Origin of the sequence: Carboxylicivirga agarovorans (genome assembly GCF_050589845.1) — a bacterium.
GTDB classification, from domain to species: domain Bacteria; phylum Bacteroidota; class Bacteroidia; order Bacteroidales; family Marinilabiliaceae; genus Carboxylicivirga; species Carboxylicivirga agarovorans.
The window spans coordinates 153,621-178,571 of sequence record NZ_JBNGPA010000010.1; the positions used below are offsets into that span (position 1 = coordinate 153,621).

The window sequence follows — 24,951 nt, forward strand, 5'->3', positions numbered from 1 at the left end:
TTTTAATTTATTTATTTTTTAACAGGTACACTTTTCAGTGTTTCTTCCAAATACTCCCAGAATAAACCAACTGTCTCGATGTTTACCTTTTCATCCGGTGAATGAGGGAAACGAATCGTAGGACCAAAAGAAATCATATCCCAGTGCGGGTATGCACTTCCTAAGATACCACACTCCAACCCGGCATGGATAGCTCGGATTTCAGGTACTTTACCCCATTTCTTCTGATAAACATCCTGCATGGTCTTAAGAATTGGAGAATCCAGGTTTGGCTTCCATCCCGGATACTGACCACCAAAACTAATCTCAGCACCCGCCAGGCGGAATACACTTTCCATTTTGGATGCCAATGCTTCAATAGCTGTATTAACTGAACTACGCATTAAAGCCTGCACAATAATTTCGCCATTGTTTGACTTAACAATAGCCAGGTTTGTTGAAGTTTCAACCAAACCCTCCATATCGTTACTCATGCGAATAACACCGTTTGGCGCAGCAATTACACCGTTAATTAAGTCATCTTGCGTTACTTCATCAATTATAGTCGCCGGTAAATCAGTTTTTTCAGCAACAAATGATAAATCAGGCTCAACAGCACTTAATTCTGCTTTGTAAATTTCTTCGTACTCTTCAAGGCTTTCAAGAAATTCATCAGCGTTGGTAGCAGGAACTGTCACAACGGCAAATGCCTCACGAGGAATGGCATTACGTAAACTACCACCATCAATAGAAGCCAGCCGTGCCTCGTCATTTGCAACTGCAAACTTTAAGAAGCGGAACATTAATTTATTGGCATTTCCGCGTCCAAGTGGAATATCCATACCCGAGTGACCACCTTTCAATCCTGTTAATGATAATTTGTAAGCAACAGAATCGGCTGGCACTTCCTCTTCAGTATAAGTGTATTTTACATTGGCATCACACCCACCGGCGCATCCTACATATAACTCACCTTCATCTTCAGAGTCCATGTTTAATAAAATATCACCCTGAAGAATACCAGGCTTAAGTCCGTTAGCACCAGTCATACCAGCTTCTTCGTCCATCGTGATTAATGCCTCAACCGGACCATGCTCCATGTCTGTAGACTGAAGTACAGCCATTGCTGCAGCAACACCAATACCATTATCGGCACCCAGTGTTGTTCCGTTTGCTGTCACCCAACCATCTTCAATATATGTTTCAATAGGATCTGTTTCGAAATTGTGCTCTTTATCGCTATTCTTTTGTGGCACCATATCAATGTGACTCTGAAGAATAACTCCCATACGGTCTTCATATCCTGGTGTAGCAGGCTTACGGATGATGATGTTACCAACCTCATCGCGGATTGTTTCTAAACCTAATGATTTACCAAACTCCTCCATAAAGTCAATGGCTTTACCTTCTTTTTTAGAAGGACGAGGAATCTGAGTTAATTTATAAAAGCTTTCCCAAAGACCCTGGGGAGATAATTTAGCTATTTCGTTATTCATAACTCTTTGTTTAAAAAAGGGATTATTAATTTGTTTATTAGTTACCACGTTGAAAGGTGAAGTTAAACTCAATGTCTGTTATTAAGACATCGGTGACTTAACTATGTCCATCCTGAAACTAAGCTCCATTACTTTCTTTCAATACTCTGAAGTGCTCCTGTTTTAGGGTTGATACGAATACTTACATTGTCCTGTTCCAGAACATTCGATGGCATCGAAACAACCTGTCCATACTGACCCAGGTATACTTCCTGTTCTTTTATCAGTTTATTTTTGTCAATTATTTTAATTGTTGCTTTTCCTGGTCTGTTATAAAATAAACCGTTACGCACTTCCTGGCCTTTTTCCATCACCACTGCAGCATCTGGTAATGGAGTTCCTTCTTCAGCTTCGAGCTCAAAATATACCGGTGCTCCGCTAACATCCATTTTATCAACTATACCCGAGACAGATGAGAATCGGAATAAAACATCATTATTCGTACTCATTTTATCAGGAAAAATATCAAATGACCTTGTCATTGTGTAGGTTTCTGTTTTACCAACAAATAACTCCATGTGCTCTTTTTCAAGCTTGTTCAATTCACGAACCATCACTTCGTATGACTGTCCGTCGGGTGGCAGTTGCTCAAAATCACTGGCCAGTATTTTAAATCGACGTTTACGTATTTTATAAATGTAGTTGGCAGTCTCTTCAGCCATGGCTGCTGTTGAAGTTTTGACTAGTTGCTTTTCAATCATTGCCACATCATTGAAATTAACATCTTCAACACCTGGCAAATCAGCTGCCGTAAACTTCTTTAAGTAACATTCGGCATTGTTAAAATCACTGTTAACTCCAGCTAATACACCCGATGAAGTTAAATTCAAAAACGGAGCTGAAGCGGTACCTGAATATGAAATCGAATAACGCTTGCTATTATCTGGCACACCAAAAGTTTCTATATTAACTGACTTAATCTTCCATTCAACCTTGTCTTCCGTTACCACGTCACTTACATTAAGCATTTTTTGAGAATAGCGATAAAATGGTCCTACTTTATTGATCGTCTTCTCCACTTCCACATTCACACGAATAACAGTTGCAGGTAAACTATAAACCAAAGTATTGCTTGTTGCATTATTCATTTGTGCTACATCCTGCACGTTTACTTTGTTGGGAACAGGCTGTTGTACTGCGCAGGAAGACAGAATTGCAGCAGCACTTATGGCAAGGAATAATTTCTTCATCATCTTAATTATTAATGATTAATAAAGCCCGGATTGCAGCAATAATCAAGCCATATCTCAACAGGCGTTATTCAATAAACGTCGTTATTTACATTAAAGTACGACGACCATCAAAGGTAAACGAAAAAAATTAAAAGCCAAGATGATAATTATCGTGTTGAGCAGTGAAATATCGTACAAATTAAACGCTTGTTTTTACTGAACTGAGAGGAGTGTTTTCTTGATGACGAAAAAGTATATACCAAACCATAAGATAATTAATATACAATTACCTTACGCCAGACTGGCCATTCAAATTAAGAACTATCGATTAGCCTGTGATAGCTTGTTGGCTAGCCTCTTATGGTTTTGTATGCTTTTCCTATATTAGAAATAATATCTGAAGCAACAACAGACTCCTCTGCCGTTTCTCCCAATAACAGATCGGCAGCCAATCCATGCAAATAAACGCCTGTTCGTGCAGCCTCTAGTGTTTGATAGCCCTGTGCCAGCAGTGCAAGCAGAATACCGGTTAAAACATCACCACTTCCGGCAGTTGCCATCCCATAGTTACCGGTCGGGTTAAAATAACACTGTCCGTCAGGCGCAATTACGGCAGTGTAGGCTCCTTTTAATACAAGTGTCACTTCCAAATCTCTTGCGAACTTTATGGCTTTCTGCAATCGTTCATATGAGCTATTGCTTTTACCTGCCAACCGATCAAACTCTCCGGGATGAGGAGTAAGTATTGCATTAGGAGGAAGCAAGGACCACAGCTCATCATCTATTGCTAAAATATTCAAAGCATCTGCATCCAGCACAACAGGCTTACCATCAAGTGATTCTAGTAATTCACGCAAGGCAGTCTGTGTATTGGGTTTGGTACCAATGCCCGGACCTGTTCCAATGGCAGTATAGGTACATAGATCGGGGAACTCAGATAATAAAATATCAGATCGGTCAATATTAGCCATCGCTTCAGGCACTGCTGTCTGAATAATCGGGTAACCCAGGCGAGGTACGTGCGTTGTTAATAAGCCGACTCCTGCTTTCAAACAGGCTTTGGAAGCCAGAACAGCAGCTCCCATTTTTCCATAGCTACCAGCCAGTAACAAAGCATGTCCAAAGTGTCCCTTATGTGAAAAGCGACTATGGTTCTTCAACATGCGCTTTATATGACTTAATTCGGTATGGCACCAGTCGGATGCAGTGCCTTTTATTATTTCAGGATGTAGACCAATATCTGCTACGTGCCACTCCCCTACGTAATATTCATTTTCGGGTAGCAGGAAAGCCAACTTCGGAAACTGAAAGCTGATGGTATGGTCGGCCATTACAATAGCATCCCTGTCATTTGACGCATTATCCTCACCGAATAAACCTGAAGGAATATCAATACTTACCACCTCCACGTCCATGGCATTAATATATTGTACCAAACCTTTTGCCAGCCCCGAAAGGGAGCGGTTTAATCCCGATCCAAACAGGCCATCAATAATTATATCATTCTCACTAATCTGGCTAAACTGTACATCAGAGGTAAAAACTGAAACACTATCCTTAATTCGTTTAAGCCTCTGAAGATTGGTTTTCCCATCTATACTTAACTTATTCTCATCTGCAATTAAATAGATCTGTACTTCCCTGCCGTCTTTGATCAGCATGCGGGCAACAGCCAAAGCATCTCCCCCGTTATTGCCCGGACCGACCAGTACTGAAACATCACCATGCGGATACAGACTATTGAACTTCTTATAAAAATGCAAAGAAGCCCTTTCCATTAAGTCAATTGATGATATAGGTTCATTATCGATTGTATATTGATCAATTGTTGAGATTTGAGTTACTGGGAATATCTTCATTGGAAACACTTATAATTCGACACCTATCAAATTTACAAAGTTTTTAGGTGCCATGATAACTTTTACTCCTGATAAGTCACTACTCAACTTTCACTCTGCTTTACTACCACATTCTGTTGCCATCCATCACATATTTTTTCAAAATGCCTGTTTTTGCTTATAACTGATTATTCAGAGGTATTAAACCAGAATAAGATGATTTTTAATATTTTCTAAATAATTACAGCACATACACTTCTAATGCTCATACAATTACACCTAACCTGTTACAGAGCATGACAGTTACGATTTGTAAGTGACCCAAAAAAACATATATTTGCTTCGCTTTGAATTAACAACTAATTATAAATTAAATAGATATGTTTAAACAACATCCTAAAGGACTTATTCCTGCCGCTCTTGCCAATATGGGTGAGCGTTTTGGTTTTTACACGATGATGGCCATTCTTGTGCTGTTTTTACAAGCAAAGTTTGGATTAAATGGTAAAGATGCAGGACTTATTTACTCTGTATTTTATGCTTTAATTTACATCCTGTCATTGGCTGGTGGTTTTATTGCTGACAAATTAAGAAACTACAAAGGAACCATTTTAAGCGGTTTATTAGTGATGGGCCTTGGTTATGTATTCCTTGCGATACCAACCGGCGCAAACAATTTCACTCTTGTAATGACGTGTTTGGCATTATTCGTTATCTCTTTTGGTAATGGATTATTCAAAGGAAACTTACAGGCATTAGTTGGTCAGATGTATGATAATGAGGAATATGGAAAATATCGTGACTCAGGTTTCTCCTTATTCTATATGTTCATTAATGTTGGTGCCATCTTCGCTCCTTTTATTGCAGTAGGTGTTCGTAACTGGTGGTTAAACACTAATGGCTTTAATTACAACGCTGACCTTCCAGCCGTATGTCACTCATATATAGATGGAACTATTTCTGCTGAAGCAACTACTAAATTTCAGGAAATGGCTAACGTTGCCAACGGTTCAACAGTAACCGACCTTGGAGCATTCGCCACTGAATACCTGAGTGTGTTCTCTACTGGTTTTCACTATGCATTCGGCACAGCGATTATTGCTATGCTTATTTCTTTAGTGATCTATGTAATCAACAAGAAGTACTTCCCAAATCCGGGAGGACATGAAGAAGAAGCAAAAGTTGGTTCTAAAGCTGAAGCACCTCAAATGGATGCTAAAGAAGTAAAACAGCGCTTGTATGCTTTATTTGCAGTGTTTGCAGTTGTTATTTTCTTCTGGTTCTCATTCCACCAGAATGGTTTAACACTTACCATGTTTGCAAAAGACTACACAGACTTAAGTATGATTAATATTAACTTAGGTAGTGTAAGTATCCAGGGAGCGGAGTTATTCCAGTCTATCAACCCATTCTTTGTTGTATTCCTTACTCCTATTGTAATGGCTGTTTTCGGTTGGTTACGTTCACGTAATATGGAACCATCGACTCCTAAGAAAATCGCTATCGGTATGTTTATTGCAGCCCTAGGATTCGTTGTGATGACATTAGGTTCTATGGATTTACCTTTATTCTCTTCTATCGATCCAAACCAGGGTGGTACTCCTCTTGATTTAGCACAAAAAGTAACTCCAATGTTACTTATTGGCACATACTTTATTCTGACGGTGGCTGAGTTATTTATCAGTCCTCTTGGAATTTCATTTGTTTCTAAAGTAGCTCCTCCACAATACCAGGGTATTATGCAAGGTGGTTGGTTAGGTGCAACCGCCTTAGGTAACCAGTTATTATTTATTGGTGCAATTTTCTATGAATCAATTCCAATTTGGGCTACCTGGACAATCTTCGTTGTAGCTTGTATCATTTCAATGTTTACAATGCTATTTATGTTGAAATGGTTAGAAAGAGTTTCGAAGTAATTTGAACTTATCATATACTAAAAAAGCGGCCCATGGGCCGCTTTTTTTTTATGCCTCATCATGAAGAATTAACATTGGATGCTCTGGGTGCAAAACCATTTTTTTCGTGACACTTGGATGGAATAAGCGCTCAAAGAACGACTCATTATGCCGCACAAGCGTAACAATATCAGCATCATTTTCATCCATGAATTTTAAAATACCATTGCTCACATCTTCTCCTTCAATAAAGTTGAAACTTAAATTCAAACCTTCAAAGTGAGATGCAATTTTACTCTCAGCTTCAAGGCGATTAACGTAATCATCTTCAAGTACATTAACAAACATTAAATCCGCATGGAAATGATGTGACAAATCGCGCAAGGGCTCAACAACCTCATCCACCTTAATATCCTTTAAATCGGTGGCGAACACAATTTTATCCGGTTTTTTAAACTTAGCATGTTTCGGAACAACCAAAAGGGCCGCATTAACATGCTTAACGACTTCATAGGCATTACTACCTAATAAAAAGTTTTCAAGAGCAGTTTCTCCACGGCAACCCATTACAATTAACTCAGGTTTGAAATCAATTATTTCATTCTGAACAACTTCCATTAGGTTACCAAAACGAGAAGCTAACTCAACGCGCGCATTAGGAAAACGCCTATGCAAGAGGGACAATTCATTCTTTAGTCCTTTCAGACTTTCTTCGGCCAATTCTTCTTTCACCTGCATGATATACGGACTGCCGCTAAACTCGAGATCGTAAGCATTAAGAAGGTCAAAATACACCTTTTCGTTTTCGAACATCTTGAGGGCGTACATGGCGGCATTCCTGGCAGTGTCAGAGAAATCAGTTAATAACAGAATCCGTTTCATAAAGCAATGTTTTAGGAATTCAGCATATTACTTGCGACACCGGCTTGGATAGCCGTAGGGAAAACTCGTTACCGAACATTTTCGGGAAAGCAACTGGCGCTGCCTGATAATAATTACCAACCCAACCCAATAAGAAACCAACCTATATTAGTATACGGAAATCAGAAATAATAGGTTATATTTTTAGTGTACAGATAGAGGCGATTCATCAACTAAAACCACACGTTAGTCAATATTAGGAAACCTATTTTCAGTATAAGGGTATTTAACAGGTTAAGACAAGGTTATATCCATCCTTCGTAATAAGAAACGCCCTTCCAGATTCTGATCATCAACACTGTGCCCCTCAATTTTGTATGGATCAGACAATTCGGCGATACGATCATCCAGGCAATATTCAACAGCAAAAGGCGCATCAATAACTTCATAACTTACTCCGCGCAACATTAAACGATCATCAATAACATCGCCCTCCACATCAATCGAAATTAGAAACGAGCCCTCATCATATATATATTCACGATATACTAATGTACCTGTTATCTTTTCACCAACTTGCATTAACATGGCATATCCCATGTCAAAACCCGCTTCAAATTGTTCGAAAAATTGCCACTCGCCGGTTAAATTCATGTAGTTAGTTTATAATCTGATGGTAATAGCCCTTGTTTGCCTCATATTGACCCTTACCACTATTCATTTAAAATAAAAAGAGCTGGCAAAGATAGCCAACTCTTTTGATATTTTATGGATATGTTATTATTCCTTATGCGGCTGGAATTCCTCCCATACCAAATACCATTGCCAATAGCGCTACGGTTTCAATAACCCCCATTGCAGCAATATACATACCAGCACCCTGTTTGTCGTCAACAGCTAAGTTAGAACAAGCAGCAGCACCTGCACGACCCTGCATAATGGCTGAAGCAGCAATTGCAATACCTACGAATAAAGCAAAGATCATTTGGTTTGTATAGCTATCGGGATTAAGGTTAGCTCCAATTAAAGAGTTCATGAAGATCATACCATAGATCACCTGACTTAAAGGCATACCTACCATAGCCAATGCCAGTGCAGGTAACTTCTTTTTATCTTTAATTGATTGCTTCCAAAGCCCCATTGCGCCCATGGCTGCAATTCCTGTACCTATTGCTGAACCTACTCCTGCAATTCCTAAAGCGATGGCGTGACCACCAAATCCGTTTACTACTGTTAATAATGTCATCGTATTATAGTTTTATTAGATTTTACTTATTTTTTAATTTGAATGGGTTGTATTCACTACCCGAAAATTCTACGCTGGCATGTCCGGCGTATTCTAACATGTTTAATCGAACTCCATGCACCAGTACAGCCATTGCTGCCAGTGTCATATTTAAGGCGTGTCCAAGCACAAGAACCAATACTGCACCTACTCCTGAAGCAATAGTGGTGATTCCCTCACCAATAGCCATATCATTAAAGCTACTGGCCATCAAAACAGTTGATAAACCAACCGCATACAGTCGGATGTATGAAATAACATCAGAGAAACCATTAATTACATTCAGTGGCAGATTACCTAAAGATGATAACATCCCCTTGAGCAATGGCTGTCCAGGACTTGAAAACAACGCAACCAAGACAGCACCTCCGATAAATAACCAAGGCATAAATTCAGGAGCATCAATGCCCAATACCATTTTATTCACCAGGAAGTACAATCCCCAAACGATAGAAACCCATCCGATTTGGGCGATTGGAATAACACTGTTAATGTATTTCCATCCCTTTTGTAAATGTCCTATGGTTAAATGTACAGCTCCAATAAGGAACATAAATTGCTGAATCCTCAGGTTATCTCCTCCGAAACTAGCCAGTTGCTGCACTTGCAATTGTTTCAAAAACGGAATATTCGCTATAGTTTCTGCCCCAAAATAAGTTCCGGTAAGAACACCCCAGATCATTACAGAAAAAGACAGGGTATAAAACAAACCAAACTCAATTTTCTTTGCAAATCCTGATTTAAAGTGAGCAAAAAGTGTTAAAGCAAAAAAGATCAGTCCATAACCCGCATCTCCAACCAATATACCTGTGAAGAAAGTAAAGAAGATCAAAAATACTTTTGACACATCTATTTCATCATATCCGGGAACCAAACCCATAAAATTCATCACAGGTTTAATCTTACGCGTCCACTTTGGATTTTTAAGCAAGGTCGGCACCAAATCATATTCATCAGGCCGCGGCTCTCTGACCACATAACCCCAACCGTTTTGTTCTGCTACCTCTGTAATATTACTTACTTTGTCTTCAGGAATGTAACCTTCCCAGCAACGCACCTTATCATGATAAGCAATACCACCATACTGAACAGTCCGAATGGTTAAGCGACGGTTTCGTTCTTCAAGTGCCTCAATCAATAAGTCCTTTTGAGCACATAAGCTACTCAACACCTGCTGATTCTCGGTCAACTCGCTATTCTTTTCACTTAAGGAAAGTTCAACCTGCCGCTGCGATATAAGAGGTAATTCTACCTGGTGGTAATTCAGCGATGCATCTTTATCTTCACTGATAAGCACCACCTGACAAACACCATTAGATTGACCTGCAACTTTTATGTTCTCCTTATTACGGAAATTTTTTATGTCCTTTTCAGGAACTTCGTAAAGCTTCAGGAAAATGCCTTTGTCATTAATTACCCGGAGGTCATCAAGCGATACACTCCCCCAGCTCTTATACCATTGCTGCGCCTTAGTAAGCTCAGAAATCTGTTTTTTAAGCTCACTGGCTGACTGATGAGTATTCAGAATCTTCTCCAACAAGGCCACTTCACCTCGTTCTTCCTTTGCATAATCAGCAACATCTGAAGCCAAAGGTGTTTCTGTTCCTTCATATTCATCCAGTATGGCAATCCCCTTCTCCAACTCGGCAATGCGTTTTTGAACACGCTCTATGGACTCATCCTTTGCAGGTTGAAATGGCGATATATGCATTAAGCCCAGGTTACCCAAAACCATTAAATCCTCATCCATGTCATTGGTAGGATTCGCCATAAAGAGCAATAGTTTTTTCATTTTTATAATCATGCCATCACTCCTTCCTTTTGACTGGTTTTAACCACTTTGGCTGTTGCAATTGTCAGACGCTCGTCGTCTTGCAGTTTCTGGCCAATTTTTCGAATCGCGGTTTTCGCATTTGGAATACGGCGATTTTCAAACAGTTTAATACGGGCACGAACATCTAACAGCTCTTCTTCAAGTAAACGAATCTGCTCTTCCAAACAGTCTATTTCAGCCATTAGCTGCAACTGCTCTTTCATTAAGCCAATTGCATCATCTACCCATAATGGTGTATCATCCTCAATAGGTTCTACATTAAAATCAACACCTTCATACTGATATACACGCACCCCTGCCACATCAACAGGCTTTGTGATCACTTCATTGACCGAAATAAAGGTTTTTATATCCACATGTGAATCGCTCATTACAGCAATCCATGGCTCGGCCTTTCGATTGTTCTTTTCAATAACCTGGCGAATCTCATCAATTCTTTCAGCAATAGTATTAATTGTTGACATTAATGATTTCTCCATGGCTTCAAACAAAGGCAGCATACGAAGTGACACCTTCAGTATCTTTTTCTGACGGGCGCGCTCTGTTTTCGTGTATTTAATTTTTACTCCTGCCATTATCCCTCCTTCTTTTTAGGCGGGTTCACAACCGACGCCAATACCTCAGAGCCACGTTCCTTATCGAAAGAATTTAAACGATTTAAAATCTGCAATCGCAGTTTATAAACCATAACCTCTGTCAAAGTAAACGATTCTCCGGCAACAATGGTGTCGAGTTCTTCCCACTGCCATCTCATTATCAGCTTTTCACGCTCCAATGGATTGGCATGTACAACAGTTATTGGAAGTCGCCCTAAACTGGGAGTGCGTCTTTGAGCCTTAGCCGCTCTAAGTTCAGCCATGTCTTCCTTCATCTCGTCCAACATAACGGCTATACTTTTTAGACTCACCTTCCCTTCTGAATCGGTTGCCTGATAAATATCAACCGGTTCAAGTTTTTTAAAGTGCTTTGCCGACAACTGACTTTTGGCATCGTCGGTGAACTCCTCCATTGTAATTGGAGGCACCTGCCCAAATTTCAACGATGGCAAACTACACATTAAATAAACCAAGTTTGACATGCTTAGGCCTCCTGGTTTTGGGTTATGCGCTCAACCAAATCTTTATTTAACAAGGCAAACATAGCCTGCTGTATATCACTGTCGCTTAACACAAACTGCACGCCGCTGCTTTCTTTCGACTGCACTACAATTTTTGCATCATTATTAGCTAGTGGCTTCAGCTCCACGTCATCTTTCAATCCGGCTTTAGTTATAAATGCCTCCATTGCTTTAAGAGTTTCAGAAGGGACAGACACAGCCTTACCACCTTCAATCGACGCAACAACTGCTTTAGTCAATTCCTGCAGATACTGCTCTTGAGTAAACAGGCTTTCGCTTAACCCTCCAAAAATTGACTCCATGTACTTAAGAACGGCTACTTTGGTGGCCTCGATCATATCTCGAGAAGCTTGCTTTAAAGCCATTTGAGCATTATTTTCTGCTTGCTCAGCTTTAGTATTAGCCTCTTCTATAATGGTCTGCTTTTGAGCTTCAGCTTCTGAAATTATTGCCTCTGCTTGCTTCTTAGCTTCTTCAATAATGCGCTGCTTTTCTGCCTCTCCGGCATCAATGCCTTGCTCTTTAAGCTTCGAAACTATCGTTTCCAGGTTTTCTTTATTATCGTGCATTTCTTTCATCTGTTTAAAGTTAATATTCAATTACCAGATGGAACTCTCGATGAATTTGACCTTTCTAAAATCTTTTTCTGAACGGTTAAATTCATGTTCGTTTCATTTTTTTAATAGATAAGCGATTAATTCTTATCCCAATATTCTTCAATCAGTTTTTTACTGAGGCCAGTTTCTGTAGGATCGAAATGGCGCTTAAGAATAGCCCAACATTTATCAAGAGCCGCTTCGAGCTCAATTGGCTCACCAAATGGTTCTTCAATGTTGTCGATAAAATCGGTTCGGTAACGTAATAATTTCTGCGAATATGGGTCGTTTGCAGCACCTACCTCCGATGCCTCATGTGCTTTTTCAGCATCTGCCAATAATGAAGCCATTGCTGTCATGATAGCACGGTGGTCACTTCGGGTTTTTCCATTAACCCCTTGCTTTAAACGCGACAATGAACGGGCTAATTTAAGCTTACCATTTTCAAGGAAAAACTGTCCTTCGGTAATATAACCTGTGTTATCAGGCACTGGATCTTCCAAAGACTCGAGTGTAGTCGCTCCAATAATTGTAATTGAACCCGCTCCTTCAATGTCGGCTGCCACCTCGTAACGCTTAGCTAACTCTGAATATAATGAACCCGGATACCCCTGAAGTGAAGGGATCATATCCTGGTAGTTGGCCACATTACGTAAAATATTTGACCAGTTTGTCATGTCGGTTAACAGCACCAAAACATCTTTTCCCTGGTCACCAAACTCGCGCGCTACACTTAATGCAACATCAGGTAACATTAACCCTTTGATCTGCGAATCACCAGCCAGGTGAGTAAACATGATTGTTTTATCAATATTACCAGATTGTGACAACTGGTCTTTAAAGTACTGGTACTCGTCAAACTTCAATCCGATACCGGCAAAGATGATAACATCAGCCTGAGCTCCCTGTGCAATCTGTGACAATAATCGGTTATATGGCTCTGTAGGACCGGCGAAGATTGGAATCTTTTGAGATTTCACCAATGTATTAAATACATCAATCATTGGAATACCAGTCCACAATGCCTGCTTAGGTACATTTCTTACAGTCGGATTAAGCGTATCTAATCGTGTTGATACTTCTTTTTCGAAGATAACTTCCGGTCCGCCATCAGCAACTTCACCCGAACCATCAAAACTACGTCCTAACATTTTGTTGGAAAAGCCTGCAGTCAGAGGAACTTCATGCATACGTATTTTGGTACGTGTACTCAATCCTGTGGTTCCGTTAAAAACCTGAAAACGTGTTGTATCTTCAGTAATATTGATTGCTTTAGCAAACGATAAGCTTTGGCCCGTGTCTGCCTCCAGCAATTCAACCACATGGTTAAGAGCAACTCCCGGGTTGCCCTCAACTGAGATAAGAGCTTTACCTACTTCGCTAATTTTATTTATTTCTTTTCTTATCATACGGCGTATTCCTCCTGTAAAATAAATTTATCAACTGCATTTGGTAACTGAGCTAATTGCTCATCGGCAGTAGCAGAGTAATTCCAATCCTTCCACCATTGACGCAATTCATCAAACTTGCTCTTAATCATTTCTTTTAATTGCTCATCATCCATATCGCCGGCTTCAAAAGCAATTTCACTGTCAATCAGATTTTGAACAGCCTTATTAATAACATCCAGTCGTTCAGGACGTGTACAAGCATCAATTTTATCAAACGCGTCTTGCTGCATTACGCAGAAGTCAATAGTCAAACCTTTCTGGAACTGGATATAGTTTGAAACAGGCACCTTCTTCAAACCAATTGTACTGATAGTTTGATCAATATCATTGGCTTCATTAAGTGTTCTCAACATTCGTTGACGGTCTTTCCATGATACAAAACCATCGTATACAGAGGTGGTATATACCAAAGGATCAATAGCAGGATATTTTTTTGCATCAGCACGGTCCTGTGACAATCCCCAGAAACCTCCGGTCGCATCCATGGTAGCTTGCGTTACAGGCTCCTGGAAGTTACCTCCGGCAGGCGATACCGTTCCAATAAAAGTAAGTGAACCACCAGTACCAAGGTCTTCACCGGCACGCTGGTACATACCTTTGATCTGATCAGGAATATCCATTGGGAAGGCTTCCGGCCCTGGTATGTCACCCTGACGCCCGCTTCGCTCACGTAAGGCCTGTGCCCAGCGTGAAGTTGAATCAGCTAACATTACCACCTTTTTACCCTGGTATCTATAATATTCTCCAACGGTTAAGGCAATAAACACCGATGCCTCACGTGCTGCCACCGGCATCGAACTGGTGTTACCGAATATACACATACGCTTCATCAGAGATTCTCCTGTGGTAGGATCTTCCAATTCTGCAAATTCCTTAAATACCTCTACGGCCTCACCTGCACGCTCACCACAAGCAGCCATAATCATAATATCGGCAACAGCATATTTACATAAAGAGTGCTGTAACACTGTTTTACCAGCTCCGAAAGGCCCTGGATTACCAACAGTTCCGCCATAACCAACAGGTGCTAACAAGTCAATAACACGTGTCCCTGTTGAAATAGGCTTGCTTGGTATTGCTCTTTCTTTAAATGGAATAGGTGATTTTACTGCATGACGAAAAACCAGTTTAAGTTCGTGTTTATTACCTAACTCATCAGTTACAACAGCAACTTGTTGCGTAATATTTACCGAACTTTTATCAATTATACTTTCAACTGTACAAGGCCCGAAAGTAAAAGGTACCAATATCTTATGATCCACCTTGCCTTCAGGTACTGATCCAATAACATCTCCCCCGGCAACCGTATCGCCCGGTTTTACACTTGGTGTGAAATCCCATAAAATTTCCTCGTCAAGCGATGGAGCATTCATTCCTGGTTTCAAATAAGCGTCTTCTTCGCTCAGCTTATACAAGGGATTTTGAAGACCGTCCCATACACTGGTTAACAATCCAGGTCCTAACAAAACCGATAAAGGAGTGCCCTTAAACACTACTTCGTCACCAATTTTGGCACCAGTTAAATCTTCAAAAACCTGCATTTCCACAATACCTGCATCGGCATTCTTCGGATCAGGCAGTATCTGCAAAACCTCCGCCTGGAGGAACTTTCCATCAACGGAAATCTCAGCAGTTTCACCCATTATCACATCATCAAAGAATCGGGCTTTCACCAACGAATCCTGGATGGAAATCAGGTTCCCTGTCCTCTTTTTATTGATATCGTTCATAATTTATATTTTAAAGCCAGCAAGAAAACTACCTGCCAACTCCCCATTACTAATTAAAAGCATTCAATAATTCAGCCTTAATATGTTTGTTCAACCTAATTGATATTTAACGCATTATCTGAGCTCTTTTTTATAACATCCCTTTTCCTGTCTGCATATCTGTTTGTGAATACGAAAAATCAATGTGCATAATGCCTGAGATCAATACTTCGCTTCAACTAATTAACATTTTTTTAGAAATCAAATATAAGTTTTTTTGACACGTAAACGATATTAATTTAGATAGATTATAAGGAGGAAAATAGTGATAGTTAAAAGGTATAACGAATGTAAATAATTAATCAATTAAATGGAAGTATTAATGAATGAACACTAACAATTTTTGAATAAAATAACATTAAGAAGTTACGAATTTAAAAAGATGACTTATTGCATATTCGGAGTTTTAATTCTTTAATAAGGGTGGACTATTGAACAAAAACCATCAAGCATTACCTACAATCGCTTAATCATGACTATTCCAAAGGCTTACAACAGGCCTTGTACCATAAAAATGAACATAAAAAAAGCCGTCCCACCACAGGACGGCTTAGCAAAACATTAACCATAAAAACCAAATTCAAGCCAAATGCTAGCAAATGGCCGAACTTTGCGCCTTCTTAACCACTTGGAAGGCGTTTTCTATCTGTTCTATCAAATCCTGAGGATTTTCAAGTCCAATACTCAATCTAACTAAGGCAGGAGAAATACCCAATTTCGCCCTGTCTTCTTCCGACACATCAACGTGTGTCATTGTTGCCGGGTGCTGGGCTAAACTTTCTGTTGACCCAAGACTTACAGCTAATTTAAACAATTTAAGATTGTTCAGGAATAAAAATGCTTCTTTTTCTCCGCCCGCAATATCAAATGCTATCATTGATCCTGCTGATAAACACTGACGGTCAAAAATATCTTTTAATTCAGGCTCATCATCCAACAATCCAAGATAGTGTATCTTATCTACCATCGGATGGTCCTTCAGGTAATCGGCTACAACACGCGCACTTCTTGCCTGCTCTTCCATACGTACTTTGATTGTTTCCAAACTTCTTTGTAACAACCAGCTCGAATTAGGATCTAACTGACTTCCAAAAAATGTGCGCATTCCTTTGATTTGTCCGATCAAGTCAGCAGGGCCTGTTACAGCACCGGCAATAACATCACTGTGTCCACCAATAAATTTTGTTGCCGAATAAATGACGATATCCGCACCAAACTGCATTGGGTGTTGGAAAACAGGACCTAAAAAGGTATTATCAACTGCGTAAACGCATTTTTTATCTGCTGTACTAAAATACTTCGCAACTCTTGACACCATCTCCATGTCTATAATAGAGTTGGTAGGATTACCAGGAGTTTCTACGTAAACCATTGATGGTCTGCGTCCGGGATAAGCTTTTTCAACGCGCTCGATGATCACGTCTTCGCCTTCCCCTTTTACAAAACTTACAACACCAATATTAAATTCTGGTAGAACATGATTAAAAAAGTGATCGGTTCCTCCATATACGGGACCCGAATACAATAAAATATCTCCTGGCTTTACAAATGAAAAAACTGTTGTTGAGATAGCTCCCATACCACTGGAAAAGAATGCTGCTCCATCTGCTTCATCCCAAAGTGCCAGTCGTTTCTCCAATATGTCCATATTCGGATGGTTCAAACGAGAATAGATCATTCCCATTTCTTCGCCTTCTTCTTTTTCTCTTAGACCATAGGCTAATTCGAAGAACGCCTTCCCCTCTTCTGCTGAATTGAAGCAGTATGTTGAAGTTTGAAAAATGGGACTTTTTACTGCACCCTGATGTGCGTGTGCATCATAAGCATGTGACATCATCAAACTTTCTGGTTTCATCTTCTTATCCATCGTCGAAATATTTTTTAACAAATTTAGTACATAGCAGTTTATTTAACCATGTTTGCTTTTTATATTGGTGTTTTATTCTGCTTTATATTATTTTTGAAGAATTATTACAATATAAAGAGATACAGATATGCCCCCAACAGAAAAATATTCTCCAATCAACCTTGATGACACTGACAAACGCTTATTAAAACTACTTCAGCAAAATGCTAAAATGACGACAAAACAGCTGGCCCACCATCTTAATTTATCGACTACCCCGGTATTTGAGAGGATTAAACGTTTGGAACGAACCGGTGTTATAGAAAAATACGTTGCCATAATTAACAAAGAAAGAGTTGGCAAGGAGCTGGTCGCATTTTGCAATGTTTCGCTTAAGCAGCATTCGCATGATGTGATACATGAGTTTGAAGAAGCCATAGCAAAACTGCCCGAGGTAATTGAATGCCATCACATCGCCGGTATGTTTGATTATACCTTAAAAGTCATCACTCAAAACATGGACACTTATCACAATTTCATATACAATAAGTTGGCGTCGGTAGACAATGTGGGAAATGTTCAAAGCTCATTTGTGATGCGTGAAATAAAGTCCGGTACAGAGCTGCACCTTGATTAATTGTTAAGATCTAAAGGCAGGTAAAAAAAGAATTTTGTGCCGACACCAGGCTCTGACTCCAAATCAATCCTGCCATTTAAAAGCTCAACCAGGTTCTTGGTAATTGTAAGTCCAAGCCCATTGCCTGCATAAAGGTCTGCGGTATTGTTTTCCACTTTTAAAAAGCGATCAAAAATACGTGATTGATGCTCTTTGCTTATACCAATACCACTATCTTCAACACTGAAGCGCGCGAAGCTTCCTTCCTTAACCAGTGATACCTTAACATAGCCTGAAGCCGTAAATTTAATAGCATTGCTGATTAAATTATTGAGTATCTGCCGGAGCCTGAAATTATCAGAATAGACTGTAACAGGTTCTTCAGGGCAATGCAGCTCAATCTTAAGATTTGGCTTTTCCTTTAATATTTTTGAAGTATAAAATGACTCAAAGACTTCTTTAACGAGGCTTTTAGCATCCAGTGTTTTGAAGATAATCTTCAACTGCCCCGACTCAATCATCGAAATATCAATGATATCATTTAAGAGATGCAGTAAATTGTCGCCATTCGTCCGGATTAAATTAGCAAAATCATCTTTCTCATCGTTGGAAAAAGAACTGTCAAGTAATAACTCAGAAAAACCCATAATGGCATTCATCGGTGTCCGGATCTCATGACTCATATTAGATAAAAATGCCGACTTTAAACGGTCCGATTCTTCAGCCGCTTCTTTGGCAAGTTTTAACTCCCCGGTTCGTTCATCCACCAGCTTTTCCAGGTTCTTTGCAAAGCTTTCCAACTCCTCTTTCTGCCTGATAATCTCATCACGCTGGCGATGAGCTATGTTTCGCTGCAGTTGAATTTCTTTCGTTCTTATACTAACTCTTTGCTCAAGTACCTCCTTATCTTTTTGAACCCGGCTATGGTAAAGGAGTCCCACAATATAGACCAGAATAAGGCATAAACCAACACACAAAACGATAAACCAGGTTCTTTGCCAGAATGGTGGTTTTAAAACCAGGTTCAGGCTTTTTATATTATCACATAAATAGCCTTCTCCATTGGTTGATCGTACCTGTAAGAGGTATTTGCCCGGATTTAAATCAATGAAAGTAAGATTGCGTTTTTTATTCAAAGGAATCCACTCTTCAGAATTTGGCAACATCCTGTAGAAATATTCGATCTCTCCTGGATTCTGATAATCCAAAGCGGCAAAATTAAGGGTAAAGAAGCGCTCATTGGGTTTAAAATAAACAGTACCAGCATTGAGTATTGAGGTATGTATGACCATATCAACATTGGTAGAATCCCTGACTGAAACAGGTTGGCCATACAGCTCTAAAGAGGTAAAAAACAGAGGCGGTACAAATGTTGATTGCCGTATACTATCAGGATGAAAAACATTAAAACCATTTATTCCACCAAATAAAAAGCTTCCATCATCAAGTTGTTCTGAAGCAGAATTAAATTCATTACTCTGCAGTCCATCATCTACATCAAAGTTATACACCTTCCCTGTTCCAAGATTTATTTGTGAGATGCCTTTATTGGTGCTAACCCATAAATTATTGTTACGTTCCAGAATTTGATAGCAATATGCGTTTGCCATTCCTTCGCTTAAGCCAAATCGTCTGTTCACTTTAAAAGAACTATCGACCTGACAGATGCCTTTATCTGTTGCAAACCAAAGTCGCCCCTGACTATCTTCACAGGTAGCATGTACCCCTGCATTACTCAGGCCTGACTCTCCTTCATCATCGGTAAAAGCAAATTCGAAAGTATCTGTATCGGGATTGTAAATATTAATGCCATTGGGTGTACAAATCCACAATCTCCCTGCCTTATCTTTATGAATATCCCAAATCGTTACAGGAACCTCAGATCCGTTTCTCAGCTGAAATAAGTAACGTTTGATCTGGTCCGTTTTCAGGTCAAGTCTGGCTAATCCGAAAGCAGTTCCAATCCATAAATAAGCATCTGTGTCTTTTTCTATAGCAAATACTTCATCATCGGGAATTGATATCGTATTATCCTCAGAATACTTATAAATAACATTATTCTTCTTTTCCTTATTGTGTTTCACCAGACCTTTTGAAGTACCGATCCATAAATCATCTCCATCATTAAATATGGTCCAGACTGACAAATTTACATCTTCCTGAAAAGGTAAGTATTTTCTTATTTCACCATTAAGCGGATTCCAGACAGAAAGACCTTTCATGGTTCCTATCCATATTTTGTTATTATCATCCTTGTTCAATGCATAAACTGATTTTCCATTGATCCCTTGTGCATCCTTTGTCTGATAATAGTGCAGAAAACGGGTACTTGAAATATTCTTATGGATAAGTCCACTACTTTTAGTTCCGATCCATAAATTATCCTCTTCATCAATAAAAAGACAACGGATATAGTTCTCTTGTAAGGAGTGAATATCGAATTGATTGTTCTTAAAATGTTCTACTTTACCAGTGGCGGATACATGCAATAAACCACTAAGTCCGCTACTTAACCATAAGCCTCCCCTTCTATCAAAAGCTATATCGCTTACTTTTACATTATTAAAATGCAATAACTCATAATTACCGGTAACAGGATCAAACTCATAAAAACCATCATCTGTTGCCAGCAGAAGCCTGTTATTTACCGGGTTAAACTCCAACTCTTCAACGATATTGCTATTATCCGATTGTGATGTAGATTGTGCGACAGGCCATTGCTTATACGTTCTTTGGTGTGTATTAAGTTCAACTAAGCCTCTACCATAGGTTCCAACCCATATCGTATTCTCTTCTCCTGCCAACACAGCTGTTGGCACTATATACGGGAAAGCCCCTTCACTGTCCTCACTGACCTCAAAATTACTAAAGCTCTGTTTTTTAGAATCATAAATACTGATGCCGTAGGCTGTTGCTATAACTACATTACCCTCATCATCAAAGCACAGGTCATAAATAAAGTTTGACAATATGCCGTTTTTTCCTTCCTGATAAGTAAAATGGGTGAATAATTCTGTATGTGGATCAAAAATACTTAAGCCACCACCATTGGTGCCAATATATATTAAATCCTTTACCCGGTCTTCGAGTATACAATTGATTGTATTGTTTAAGATACCGGCTTTAGGACCATCATCAGTAGAAAAAACAGTTACATCTATACCATCAAACCGGTTTAGGCCATCTTCTGTACCCAGCCAGATAAAGCCTCTTTTGTCCTTTAAAATACAGCTGACTGAATTCTGAGATAAGCCCTCATCAATTGAAAAGGTATAGCTGGTATACTGTTTTACCTGGGCTAATGCTCCAAATACAATAAGTTGCAAAACCAGGCTAATAGATAGCAGGCGATATATATAACCAGATTTATTCAAGGACACGTCGTTTAAGTTACAGATAAAAGTAGTGAAAGTTACCTCATATACAAATTGAATTTCCGAACAAACAAAACCGAATATCTATTGTTTAGAGACTAAAACAATTTGATTAATAAAAAAAACATGAATATAATCGAAAAATTAAATTGGCGATATGCCACAAAGGAATTTGACGTTTCCAAGAAATTATCAAACGAGCAGTTAGACTTATTACTGGAAGCAAGCAACCTTGCTCCTTCTTCATTTGGTCTTCAGCCATTTTCAGTTATTGTTATCGAAAACGATGCAATCAGAGAAAAGTTAAAACCAGCGGCCTGGAATCAACCCCAAACAACAGATGCGTCTCAACTTATCTTGTTTGCAGTTAATACTGACCTATCTGAAAAAGATGTTGATAAATTCATTCAGAGAATATCTGAAACCCGTAACATTCCTGCTGAATCATTAGCTGAATACGATGGGATGATGAAAGGCTTTATAAAGCAAATGTCAAAGGAAGATGTTATTAACTGGCAAGCCAAGCAGGCATATATTGCTCTTGGCCAGCTAATGGTTTCGGCAGCCGTAGAAGGCATTGACACTTGTCCTATGGAAGGTTTTGACAAGAACGAATTTGACAACATCCTTGGATTAAAAGAAAAAAACCTGGCTTCGGTTGTAATGGCAGCTGTTGGTTTCCGATCAGCCGATGATAAGTATCAGGCATTGCCTAAGGTTAGAAAACCGCTCGATGAATTAGTCATTAAACTATAAAAAACAAAAACGGCTTGCAGGATTTGCAAGCCGTTTTTATGTTATTCATTCTCTGTACTCATTGAAGGAGGATAACTATCAGCCTTAATGCCTCGTTTTTTATTCGGTTCTGAATCCATTATAAAATGTAATTCACCTCCTTTTATCAAGTCATCATGACTGATATAATTCTTATTCCATAAGGCGCCATTAACTGTCAAATCCCGAACATAAACATTCGATTTACCATTATTCTCACTTGAAATAACCAGTTTTTTGCCATTCGGAAGGCTGACATTCACTTTATCAAATAGCGGACTTCCGAATACATACATATCCTGACCGGGACAAACAGGGTAATAGCCCATGGCGCTGAAAACATACCATGCCGATGTTTGTCCATTATCTTCATCTCCGCAGTATCCATCAGGATTTGGAGTATATAACTTATCCATTACCTTACGAACCCAGTACTGTGACTTCCATGGTTCACCGGCATAATTGTATAAATAAGTCATATGCTGTATTGGCTGATTCCCATGTGCATATTGCCCCATATTCATTATTTGCATTTCACGTATTTCATGAATAGGAAAGCCGTAATAAGAATCATCGAAAACCGGAGGAAGTTCAAATACTTTGTCTAACTGACTTACAAAAGCTTCATTACCACCCATCAGTTGTTTTAAGCCTTCGATATCGTGAAATACAGACCATGTGTAATGCCAGCTGTTTCCTTCCGTAAAAGCACCACCCCACTTAAATTCGCTAAATGGTTTCTGAAATGTGCCATCAGCATTTTTTCCACGCATCAACAAATTATCTGGGCAAAACAGATTCTTATAATTTTGTGCCCTCTTAGCAAACAGATCAATTTCTTCCTGGGGCTTATTCAAGGCCTTTGCCAGTTTATATATATTGTAGTCTGCAAAAGCATATTCCAGTGTACGCGCTGCATTTTCATGAATACCTACATCATAGGGAACATAACCCAACTCATTATAGTATGAAGCTCCGTAACGTCCAACTGATGTTATTTCTTCCATATAACCATTGGTATTTTTAATAATGGCTTCGTATAAGGTTTCAATATCATAGTCGCGCATACCTTTTAAGTAGGCATCGGCAATATTAACAGCCGAATTAGAACCAATCATACAACCGCGGTGTCCCGGACTTGCCCATTCCGGCAACCAGCCACTCTCTTTATAGGTATTAACCAGCCCCTCCATTATCTGATTATTCAATTCTGGATACATTATAGTAAAGAATGGGAATACAGCCCTGAAAGTATCCCAGAATCCATTATCGGTAAACATATAACCAGGTAGCACTTCACCATTATAAGGACTATAATGTACAACCTTGTTATTTTGATCATATTCGAAAAACTTACGTGGGAATAGTAATACACGATATAATGTAGAATAGAATATACGTTGCTGATCAATAGTACCGCCTTCAACTTTAATTTTATCCAGCTCAGTTCTCCATGCATTGTAGGCTTTCTTCCTGGTGGTCTCGAAATCATCTTCACCTATTTCTCTGTCCAGGTTTAACTGCGCCTGTTCATAACTAATAAACGAGGAGGCAACCTTAGCATGTACCTGTTCGCCCCTTGATGTGTTAAACTGCAAAACAGCACCTACATGATAACCTTCCTGTTCTGCTGCTTCAATAAGCTCACCTTTATTCCAGGTTTTAACAGCAGTAATCTCCTTATCAAATTCAATTACAAAGTAATTATGAAAGTTATCGGGTACACCCCCTGAATTATTACGACAATAGCCGATAAGTTTTCGTTCCTCTGGCAGTACTTTAACGTACGAGCCTTGATGAAATCCATCTACCAACACGTAGCTCTCCTCATTCTCAGGAAATGTAAATCGAAACTGTGCGGCCCTTTCTGTCGGCGACACCTCTACATTCACATCATAATCAGCCAGGTAAACCTGGTAATAGTGTGGCTTTGCAGTCTCAGCCTTGTGTGAAAACCAGCTTGCCCGTTCTTCTTCTTTGAACTTTAGATCACCTGTTACAGCCATTAAACTAAACGCTGCATAGTCGTTGATCCATGGACTTGGTTGATGGGTTTGCTTTATACCCCGTATTTTATGAGCGTCATATTGATAGGCCCAACCATCACCCATCTTATTGGTTTGTGGTGTCCAGAAATTCATACCCCACGGGGTAGCAACTGCAGGGTAGGTATTCCCATTGGACAGGGCAAACTCTGAATCGGTACCCATCAAGGTGTTGACATATTCCACAGGGTCCTCAACTACATTACAATTGCTTGTCGTTGTAGTACTGGTACATGAGCATACCAATAGTAAAGCAAATAATAAAAATGTTGTGTGTTTTCCTAATCTCATCATAGCTTTCGTATTCACAATTTTATTGCAAATTACATAGCTTTTTCGAGACCTGACAACTATAACATCCTAAATAATAAGTCAAAGAACAAATGAGACCTTAGTAAAAACATATATCCACCGTCCTGGTTTACCAGATTCATAAAGTGCCATTAGCTATTGTCATCAACAATTCGACGAATCAATAGATAGGCCAATCAATAAATGGAATGCTGTAAGCCTGGTTCATAATGGCCCTTAGCAAAGTGTAGAGAAACTCTGGGGTGAAAAATTAAGTATAACCCCTGCAACAACAGTTGCTAATTCAGGCTATTAATAGAGTTACCAGTTTCTTTTCTATCGACATAATACGTCGAGCTTGTACATAAGATAAATATCAGATGGACATAAAGTCGCGATTAAGATGGTCCCATAGTTTATGGATAAGCGTATTATAAATGTTCCAGACCTACAGCCTGGATTGTCATTTGTATATATGTGCTTGGGGCGTTGCCCAATTGTGTTCGAAAAGAAGTTTTATAAACGTATAGATCTATGCATCATGTAAATCAGCTCTCCTCCTTACAAAAAGGCTGTATGTTTGTAATAAGAAACACATAAGCCTCTATTGTGTCGTAAATTAGATAAAGTAACAAGTGTCTAATTAATAAACAAGAGGCTTATGCAACGGAAA

18 protein-coding genes are annotated in these 24,951 nt (G+C 39.3%); 3 read left to right on the forward strand and 15 right to left on the reverse strand.

Annotation, left to right across the window (positions count from 1 at the left end):
• Positions 1–11: 11 nt before the first annotated feature.
• The 3 genes from ACRD69_RS12665 to ACRD69_RS12675 all read right to left on the reverse strand — a co-directional run bounded on the left by ACRD69_RS12665 (position 12) and on the right by ACRD69_RS12675 (position 4,545).
• A complete protein-coding gene (locus ACRD69_RS12665; RefSeq protein ID WP_430815465.1) occupies positions 12–1,475 on the reverse strand; it encodes an aminoacyl-histidine dipeptidase in 1,464 nt (487 codons plus the stop codon).
• A 128-nt stretch (positions 1,476–1,603) separates the two neighbouring features.
• Positions 1,604–2,704 carry a DUF4831 family protein gene (locus ACRD69_RS12670; protein ID WP_430815466.1) on the reverse strand — a complete coding sequence of 367 codons (1,101 nt, stop codon included), beginning with the start codon at positions 2,702–2,704 and terminating at the stop codon, positions 1,604–1,606.
• A 332-nt stretch (positions 2,705–3,036) separates the two neighbouring features.
• Positions 3,037–4,545, reverse strand: a complete 1,509-nt coding sequence (locus ACRD69_RS12675) for an NAD(P)H-hydrate dehydratase (RefSeq protein WP_430815467.1) — start codon at positions 4,543–4,545, stop codon at positions 3,037–3,039.
• A 359-nt stretch (positions 4,546–4,904) separates the two neighbouring features.
• Between ACRD69_RS12675 and ACRD69_RS12680 the strand changes: the two genes are divergently transcribed.
• Entirely contained in the window at positions 4,905–6,440 is a 1,536-nt protein-coding gene (locus ACRD69_RS12680) for a peptide MFS transporter (RefSeq protein WP_430815468.1), read from the forward strand.
• 48 nt (positions 6,441–6,488) lie between these two features.
• On the opposite strand, the gene ACRD69_RS12685 is transcribed toward ACRD69_RS12680, so the two are convergent.
• From ACRD69_RS12685 to ACRD69_RS12730, 10 genes are all read right to left on the reverse strand, one after another.
• Positions 6,489–7,301, reverse strand: coding sequence for a universal stress protein (locus tag ACRD69_RS12685; protein ID WP_430815469.1), 813 nt, complete (start codon positions 7,299–7,301; stop codon positions 6,489–6,491).
• A gap of 273 nt (positions 7,302–7,574) precedes the next feature.
• Positions 7,575–7,934 (reverse strand): hypothetical protein, encoded by a 360-nt coding sequence (locus tag ACRD69_RS12690; RefSeq protein WP_430815470.1) that lies wholly within the window; start codon positions 7,932–7,934, stop codon positions 7,575–7,577.
• Positions 7,935–8,067: 133 nt separating this feature from the next.
• On the reverse strand, positions 8,068–8,526 hold the full coding sequence (locus ACRD69_RS12695; RefSeq protein WP_430815471.1) for a hypothetical protein: 459 nt from the start codon (positions 8,524–8,526) through the stop codon (positions 8,068–8,070).
• 22 nt (positions 8,527–8,548) lie between these two features.
• Complete coding sequence (locus ACRD69_RS12700) at positions 8,549–10,357, reverse strand: V-type ATP synthase subunit I (protein ID WP_430815472.1); 1,809 nt, start codon at positions 10,355–10,357, stop codon at positions 8,549–8,551.
• 8 nt (positions 10,358–10,365) lie between these two features.
• On the reverse strand, positions 10,366–10,974 hold the full coding sequence (locus ACRD69_RS12705) for a V-type ATP synthase subunit D (RefSeq protein WP_430815473.1): 609 nt from the start codon (positions 10,972–10,974) through the stop codon (positions 10,366–10,368).
• Entirely contained in the window at positions 10,974–11,477 is a 504-nt protein-coding gene (locus tag ACRD69_RS12710; protein ID WP_430815474.1) for a DUF2764 family protein, read from the reverse strand. Before ACRD69_RS12710 ends, ACRD69_RS12705 begins: the two co-directional genes overlap by 1 nt.
• A gap of 2 nt (positions 11,478–11,479) precedes the next feature.
• Positions 11,480–12,094 (reverse strand): hypothetical protein, encoded by a 615-nt coding sequence (locus ACRD69_RS12715; RefSeq protein ID WP_430815475.1) that lies wholly within the window; start codon positions 12,092–12,094, stop codon positions 11,480–11,482.
• Between the two features lie 116 nt (positions 12,095–12,210).
• A complete protein-coding gene (locus ACRD69_RS12720; protein WP_430815476.1) occupies positions 12,211–13,521 on the reverse strand; it encodes a V-type ATP synthase subunit B in 1,311 nt (436 codons plus the stop codon).
• Complete coding sequence (locus ACRD69_RS12725) at positions 13,518–15,293, reverse strand: V-type ATP synthase subunit A (RefSeq protein ID WP_430815477.1); 1,776 nt, start codon at positions 15,291–15,293, stop codon at positions 13,518–13,520. The genes ACRD69_RS12720 and ACRD69_RS12725 overlap by 4 nt, the downstream gene beginning before the upstream one ends.
• 631 nt (positions 15,294–15,924) lie before the next feature.
• A complete protein-coding gene (locus ACRD69_RS12730) occupies positions 15,925–17,199 on the reverse strand; it encodes a cystathionine gamma-synthase family protein (protein ID WP_430815478.1) in 1,275 nt (424 codons plus the stop codon).
• 127 nt (positions 17,200–17,326) lie between these two features.
• Between ACRD69_RS12730 and ACRD69_RS12735 the strand changes: the two genes are divergently transcribed.
• Positions 17,327–17,815, forward strand: a complete 489-nt coding sequence (locus ACRD69_RS12735; RefSeq protein WP_430815479.1) for an Lrp/AsnC family transcriptional regulator — start codon at positions 17,327–17,329, stop codon at positions 17,813–17,815.
• Here the strand turns inward: ACRD69_RS12735 and ACRD69_RS12740 are convergent.
• Positions 17,812–21,168, reverse strand: coding sequence for a ligand-binding sensor domain-containing protein (locus tag ACRD69_RS12740; protein WP_430815480.1), 3,357 nt, complete (start codon positions 21,166–21,168; stop codon positions 17,812–17,814). The genes ACRD69_RS12735 and ACRD69_RS12740 overlap by 4 nt on opposite strands.
• Before the next feature lie 126 nt (positions 21,169–21,294).
• Here ACRD69_RS12740 and ACRD69_RS12745 point away from each other — a divergent pair, with 126 nt between their 5' ends.
• Positions 21,295–21,924, forward strand: a complete 630-nt coding sequence (locus ACRD69_RS12745) for an NAD(P)H-dependent oxidoreductase (RefSeq protein WP_430815481.1) — start codon at positions 21,295–21,297, stop codon at positions 21,922–21,924.
• A 41-nt stretch (positions 21,925–21,965) separates the two neighbouring features.
• Here ACRD69_RS12745 and ACRD69_RS12750 read toward each other — a convergent pair whose 3' ends face one another.
• Positions 21,966–24,281, reverse strand: coding sequence for a GH92 family glycosyl hydrolase (locus ACRD69_RS12750; protein WP_430815482.1), 2,316 nt, complete (start codon positions 24,279–24,281; stop codon positions 21,966–21,968).
• Positions 24,282–24,951: the final 670 nt, after the last annotated feature.

Bases quoted from the DNA above. Each gene is read 5' to 3' on its own strand.
- ACRD69_RS12690 (WP_430815470.1), bottom strand. From the start codon at position 7,934: ATGAATTTAACCGGCGAGTGGCAATTTTTCGAACAATTTGAAGCGGGT.
- ACRD69_RS12695 (WP_430815471.1), bottom strand. From the start codon at position 8,526: ATGACATTATTAACAGTAGTAAACGGATTTGGTGGTCACGCCATCGCT.
- ACRD69_RS12675 (WP_430815467.1), bottom strand. From the start codon at position 4,545: ATGAAGATATTCCCAGTAACTCAAATCTCAACAATTGATCAATATACA.
- ACRD69_RS12715 (WP_430815475.1), bottom strand. From the start codon at position 12,094: ATGAAAGAAATGCACGATAATAAAGAAAACCTGGAAACGATAGTTTCG.
- ACRD69_RS12750 (WP_430815482.1), bottom strand. From the start codon at position 24,281: ATGATGAGATTAGGAAAACACACAACATTTTTATTATTTGCTTTACTA.
- ACRD69_RS12705 (WP_430815473.1), bottom strand. From the start codon at position 10,974: ATGGCAGGAGTAAAAATTAAATACACGAAAACAGAGCGCGCCCGTCAG.
- ACRD69_RS12670 (WP_430815466.1), bottom strand. From the start codon at position 2,704: ATGAAGAAATTATTCCTTGCCATAAGTGCTGCTGCAATTCTGTCTTCC.
- ACRD69_RS12745 (WP_430815481.1), top strand. From the start codon at position 21,295: ATGAATATAATCGAAAAATTAAATTGGCGATATGCCACAAAGGAATTT.
- ACRD69_RS12680 (WP_430815468.1), top strand. From the start codon at position 4,905: ATGTTTAAACAACATCCTAAAGGACTTATTCCTGCCGCTCTTGCCAAT.
- ACRD69_RS12725 (WP_430815477.1), bottom strand. From the start codon at position 15,293: ATGAACGATATCAATAAAAAGAGGACAGGGAACCTGATTTCCATCCAG.
- ACRD69_RS12710 (WP_430815474.1), bottom strand. From the start codon at position 11,477: ATGTCAAACTTGGTTTATTTAATGTGTAGTTTGCCATCGTTGAAATTT.
- ACRD69_RS12665 (WP_430815465.1), bottom strand. From the start codon at position 1,475: ATGAATAACGAAATAGCTAAATTATCTCCCCAGGGTCTTTGGGAAAGC.
- ACRD69_RS12700 (WP_430815472.1), bottom strand. From the start codon at position 10,357: ATGAAAAAACTATTGCTCTTTATGGCGAATCCTACCAATGACATGGAT.
- ACRD69_RS12735 (WP_430815479.1), top strand. From the start codon at position 17,327: ATGCCCCCAACAGAAAAATATTCTCCAATCAACCTTGATGACACTGAC.
- ACRD69_RS12730 (WP_430815478.1), bottom strand. From the start codon at position 17,199: ATGGATAAGAAGATGAAACCAGAAAGTTTGATGATGTCACATGCTTAT.
- ACRD69_RS12720 (WP_430815476.1), bottom strand. From the start codon at position 13,521: ATGATAAGAAAAGAAATAAATAAAATTAGCGAAGTAGGTAAAGCTCTT.
- ACRD69_RS12685 (WP_430815469.1), bottom strand. From the start codon at position 7,301: ATGAAACGGATTCTGTTATTAACTGATTTCTCTGACACTGCCAGGAAT.